Below are 6,067 nucleotides of genomic sequence, written 5' to 3'. Positions count from 1 at the left end.
CAGGACAATCCAAGAGGAGCAACCAGCCTGTGAACAAAAAATATGAATACGATGAAGGGTGCATCGCCGTTATCGGCATGGCCGCGCGCCTGCCCGGCGCAGGCGATGTCAATGAATTCTGGGAAAACCTGACGGCCGGGCGGCAGAGCATGGAGCCCATACCAGACGAAGCTTTGGCTGCTGGCCTGCACGCCCAAAGCAGACACGCACCGGACTATGTGGCCATGCGCAGCACATTGAAGGACTACGACCTTTTTGACGCTGATTTTTTCGGATTTTCGCCCCGCGATGCCAGTGTGATGGACCCGCAGCACCGTCTGGTACTGGAATACGGCTGGCGGGCATTTGAAAACGCCGGGTACGAGCCACGCGACAGTAACGGCCTACGCACCGGCGTTTATGCCAGCTCCGACATGAGCGGCTATCTCACTGGCTATCTGTACCACCATATTTTGTCTGGCGCCGTGGATGTAACCGAAGCGGTTATAGGCTGCGACAAGGATTACCTGGCCACGCGCATCGCCTACAAATGCGACCTCAAAGGTCCGGCCATGGCGGTTCAGTCTTCCTGCTCTTCCTCTCTGCTCAGCGTTCATGTGGCTTGCCAGGCCCTGTTGGCGGGAGAGTGCGACCGCGCTCTTGTGACGGCCTGCACTGTCATGCTTCCGGAAAATCTTGGCTATATTTACCTGCCCGGTGGTATGCGTTCGCCCGATGGCCGTTGCCGCCCCTATGACGCGGATGCTAACGGCACCATTTTCGCCAATGGCGTCATCGCGGTTCTTTTCAAGCGCCTCGCCGATGCTCAAAAGGATAAGGACAATATTCTCGCCGTGGTACGGGCCACTGCCGCCTCCAACGACGGTTTTGACAAGGTGGGGTACGCTGCCCCCAGCGTCAATGGACAGGCAGACGCCATCAGCGCGGCACTCTCCCTGGCGGGAGTTGCCCCGCAGGATGTCGATTTTGTCGAAGGGCACGGCACAGCTACGCCCCTTGGCGACCCAATCGAAGTTGCCGCGCTTAAAAAAGCCTATGGGCCACATCATGACGGCCAGCAGCACCCCATTATACTCGGCTCACTCAAGGGCAACATAGGCCATCTGGACGCGGCGGCAGGCTTGGCCAGTTTCGCCAAAGCCACCTTGTGCCTGCGGCACGCCAAGGTACCTGGTACTGCCAACTTCATCACGCCCAATCCCGCCTTTGGCGACCTGGGCCCATTCGCCATCCGTCAGGATTGCGTCAATCTGCCCCCCGGCGGCGCTTCCCTGCTCGGCGGCGTCAGCGCCTTCGGCATCGGCGGAACAAACGTGCATGCCATCCTTCAGGATGCGCCCGCAGTTCCAGATAGAAAACCGAACCGTGCCCGTCTGCCCCTCCTGTTCAGCGCCCACAATGATGCAGCATTTGTCCTGACCCGCGAACGGCTGGCCGCACATTTCTCCGGCGTGGCCGATGGGGCCTCTCTTGAAGACTCCGCCTTTACACTGGCTGTTGGCCGCAGGCACCAGACACTGCGGGGAGCACTCATGGTTCGCACTGCGCAAGAGGCCTCCCAGGCACTCGCCGCAAGCCCTGTACATCCTCGCGTGGTTGAAGGATCCGGCCAGCCTGTGGCCTTTCTTTTTCCCGGTCAGGGAAACCTGCATCCACGTATGGCGCAAACATTTTACGCCGAGGAAGCGGACTTCAGACGCAATATGGACGAACTTTCGGCATTGTCCGTTGCCGCCGGCGGGCCGGACCTTGTAGACCTGCTCGAGCGCTGCTGGAAAGAGGATCCCAAGGCTGTTGACGCCCTGACGGAAACGCAAACCGCACAGCCCCTGCTTTTCGCTCTGGAACTCGCTCTGGCACAAACGCTTCTTGGCCGGGGCATCCGCCCTGCCTGCATGATCGGCCACAGCCTCGGCGAATACACCGCCGCCTGCGTTGCCGGAGTTTTTTCAGCCGAAGACGGGATGCGGCTTATTGTGCGCCGCGGAACCCTGATGCAAAGCGCTTCGCGCGGCAAGATGCTCGTCGTGTCCCTTCATGCCTCGCGCGTTCGTGAGGTGCTTGGCCCAGCCTTTGACGGCATTGAAATCTCGCTGATCAATAGTACCGCCAACTGCGTCCTGACTGGACCTGAGGAGCGGCTTCGCGTCTGCGCCGAGGTGGTCGCCGAGCACGGTCAAAGAGCCACCTGGTTAAAAACGTCACACGCGTTCCATTCCGCCTCAATGGAATCTATCATGGAGCCTTTCCGCGAAATGATGCGCGGCATGAATCTGCGTAAACCGGAAATACCCTATGTCAGCAACCTTACCGGAACATGGATCGGCGACGAGGCAGCCAATCCTGACTATTGGGTCAAGCATCTGCGCGGCACCGTGCAGTTTGCCGGAGGTCTTAGCGTTCTTCACGAGCGTGCCCAGGTAGGCATTGAGGTCGGCCCGGGCAACGTTCTGCGCTCTTTGGCCTCGCAACAACTCGGGGGCAAGCTGAAAATAATTCCCGGGCTGGACCCACTGGGAGTCTCCGCAACTGGAGTTACGCCCACAGATCTGCCTGAAAGAACGCTTGCAGACATTGGCGCAGATGTGTGGCTGCTTGGCGGAGACGTTGACTGGCAGGCGTATTACGCCCCAATGGATGTGCATCGTGTCCCACTGCCCGAGACTTCCTTTACCCCCCGCAGATACTGGATCAACCCCGGCGGAAGCGATGTACCGGGAGCAAGTGAGACGGGCGAAATGGACAAATACGCCCGCTCATGCCGCGACGCCTGCATCCCCCCCGATACAGAAGTTGAACGCACCCTGGTAAAACTCTGGCAGGAATTATTGTTCGTAGATCATATCGGCATCAGGGACGACTTTCTCGAACTGGGCGGCAACTCCATCCAGGTTATGCAGATGGTTCGTCAGGCTGCCGGAATGGGACTCAACTTTACCTCCAAGGATGTTTTTGAAGCAGGAAACATTCAGGAACTGGCAAAGCGTGCGCATACTGGAAAAATCCTTCGGGAAGCCACGCCCGGGCCTGTGCCCACTCCCGCCTATCTTGCGTCCCTGCTTGCTGACGGGAAGGATCAGGCCTGCCACTACCGCCTTTTCATCTGCCCGGACAATTTTAATCTCACACAAGCAGGAGAGCTGGCGCAGGCGCTCGCCGCACGTCACGACGCCTTGCGTATGAGTTGGGCGAACGGCAACCTCAGACTGGCCGGAACAAAAGAAGTTGACTGGGCTCTGAACAACGTTGACGACCTCCGTGCCGTGGCGGCCGAAGCTCCCGACTTGCCCAATGATATCATGCGCGGCGATTGCGCAGCGCCCGCCACGCGGCTTCAACCAGAACGCCTGAAAGCCTGGAGCCTGACTCTGCTGCCTGGCGAAAATGGCGGAGCACCCCGTCTACTTCTGCTGATTCGTGCGGCCATAGCCGATATGCCCTCTCTGAGCCTGCTGGAGCAGGATGTCCTCCAATTTATGCGCGACGGCTCTTTGCCGCCCCAGACTTGCGGGTCGTGGAAACTCTGGCTGGAAGACCTGCCTGCCGCCGAAGCACCGGACAGCAAAAAATCAGCAGAGCATACCTCTGCCAACAAGGATGCGGCCAAACCGGGTCGCCGCATCTTTGGGGACCCGGGGCAGGAATGCGACCGCAACCATATCGACGCCACCTCTCTTGACGGAACATATCTCCGTCTTGAAAAAGCGGCGGCAACCTGCCGCTCTTCGGTAGAAGAACTACTGGCGGCGGCCTTGGGTCTGTGCCTTGGCAGCGACGAACTCACCTGCCCCGTTGCACATTTTATGAGCGATGGCCGCCACCTCATCACCGACTCGGCTAACCCAGTGAACATAGTCGGCTCCTTTGCCCTGCGGCATGCCGTGCCCGTAACTTCGGGCATGGGAGCCAGTGAGGCCATCCCTCATTTCAAGGAAATTCTGCGGGCTATTACCCAAAGAGGATCCGCACCTTGGCTGGATGTGCAGAATCAGTACCCCGCGGATGTCACATTCTTCTGGATGGGGAACCAGGCTCTCGGACATGCCGAACCAGACACCGGACCTGCCCTGTTGCGGGCCGGATCCTGGCGGCCGCCTTCCTCCACACGCGACAGCGCAATCGAGCTCATCTGCTGGGCAGAAAAAGGCAAACTGCACGCGCGCGTCGCATATCCCGCCCCGGCGGAAGAACAGGGGAACGCCTTTCTGCGGGTTTTCATGACAGCGGTAGAAACAGTAGCCGAATCCGGCATGGGTGACAGTCATGCCGCACGCTACGTTGTTGCCGATTTCGCCGATTCGGATCTTTCCGAGTCCGACCTTGATGTCATCCTCAGCCAAATCAATGGATAGCGTATGTCAGCCAGCCAAAAAGAACTTCAGGAAATATTCTCTCTCACACCTGTGCAGCGGTTCATGCTGGACTGCTCAGAGCATACGCCCAGCGGCCTGGCCTTTCAGCAACAGTATTCCTACTACCTTGAAGGAAAGGTTGACCCTGAGCTGTGCCGTAAAGCCTGGGAAGTGGTGATCACCAGACACCCCGCCATGCGCACTTCCATCCATCACAAAGACACCAGCCAGGCCTTTCAGGTTGTGCATGCCGAACCCACTATGTTTTTTGAACTTCGCGATGTCAGCCTGCTGGATGAGGACGAGCGCAATGGACGCGTACTGACCTTTCTGAGTGAAGATGCCAGAACGCCCTTTGACATCAGCAGGCCACCCCTGATGCGGTTATGTCTGCACAAAATGCGGGACGACCTCTTTGTTCTTACACTCACCCTGAGCCATCTCATTTTTGATGGATGGTCACTGGGCGTGGCCTTTCGTCACTTTGCTCAAGCCTACGACGAACTTGCGCAAGGGTTTGCGCCAGATGTGACGCCGCTGCCTTCCATGAGAGACTATGTTTCGTGGTTTAAAAAGCGCGATCAGAGTGAAGATCTTGCATGGTGGCGTGAAAAACTGGCCACTGCACAGATGCAACCGCTCCCCTTCATGCGCCTGCCAGAAGAATCGCGCCCTGTGGAAGCCGACCAGATATACCATATGGTGTTCAGCGAAGAAGAGACAGCTTCCCTTGATGCGGCGGCTCGCAAACTGGGGGTCACCCTCAATGTTCTGTATCAGGGTGCCTGGGCTCTGATACTTTCACGCCTTTCACCGCAAAGACGGGCTCTCATGTTGACCGTTGCGGCCTCACGGCCTGTTGAAGTATCCGGCATTGAACAGGTTTTTGGCCTGTTGATTGACGGCGTACCTTACAATGTCGACTGCGCTGGTAATCAGACGGCTTCAACCTGGCTTGAAGGGCTGCGCGGGCTGCAACTGGAAAGTCTGGAGCATCGCCACGTACCTGTGGATACATGGCTGCGCCCCTGCCAGAATTCGGACATGATTCCGTACAATTCCTATCTCATCTTTGAAAACATGGCCACGGGCGAAGGCGGTGATACGAAGGCGGATTTCTCTATCCGGGCGGCCTATATGAATTCCAACCTCAGCTTTCCTCTCTCCATGATGGTTTTCCCGGGCCCGGCCCTGCGTGTGGCCTTCATCTATTGCAAAGATTTCTTCACGCACGAGACCATCATTAAATTTTCCGAACTTATCCGGCGCACACTGATCACCCTGGCCGAAAATTCCGGCGAAACGCTCGATCGCATCAGTGAACTAGCCGACCTCAACGAAGAAACCATACGGTGACCCCTTATGGACATGCACTACCAAAAAACCTTTGTAGATACTGCCAGCACCCCCGCCAGAGCTCTGTCAGGTTCCGTCGGCCCGTCCCCTTGGCTGCCCGGCTATGAGCAACAGCAAAATAGCCTGCCGCTGCTTTTCTGCTTTTCCTATGCAGGAGGTACAGGCGAACTGTACCGTCAATGGCAGCGCCCCTTGCAGCAGTCTTGCCGCGTATGCCCGGTGGAACTGCCGGGCAGGGGTTCGCGCTTTGGCGAACCCTTTATCAAATCCATACCTGAAGCGGCGGCATCCATTGCTGCCGCCATAGAGCCGCATTCACACGTCCGCTACGCATTGTTCGGGCATAGCCTGGGCAGCGT

The 6,067-nt window shown here is 58.0% G+C and carries 3 protein-coding genes; all 3 read left to right on the top strand.

What is annotated here, in order from left to right; genetic code table 11:
- The first annotated feature begins 29 nt into the window (after positions 1-29).
- Positions 30-4,352: a type I polyketide synthase gene (locus tag QM579_RS07460; protein ID WP_414998540.1), complete on the top strand. Its 4,323-nt coding sequence runs from the start codon at positions 30-32 to the stop codon at positions 4,350-4,352.
- 3 nt (positions 4,353-4,355) lie between these two features.
- A complete protein-coding gene (locus tag QM579_RS07455) occupies positions 4,356-5,708 on the top strand; it encodes a condensation domain-containing protein (RefSeq protein ID WP_414998539.1) in 1,353 nt (450 codons plus the stop codon).
- 6 nt (positions 5,709-5,714) lie between these two features.
- Positions 5,715-6,067, top strand: a 353-nt coding sequence (locus QM579_RS07450; RefSeq protein ID WP_414998538.1) for a thioesterase II family protein, incomplete at its 3' end; no start/stop codon positions are given.

It is taken from the genome of Desulfovibrio sp., from assembly GCF_047607245.1.
GTDB lineage: Bacteria > Desulfobacterota > Desulfovibrionia > Desulfovibrionales > Desulfovibrionaceae > Desulfovibrio.
Note: the sequence above shows the minus strand (reverse complement) of the source record. Positions and strands in the feature narration are given on the sequence as shown.

Coding starts and splice junctions, on each gene's coding strand:
- QM579_RS07455 (WP_414998539.1), top strand. CDS start 4,356: ATGTCAGCCAGCCAAAAAGAACTTCAGGAAATATTCTCTCTCACACCT.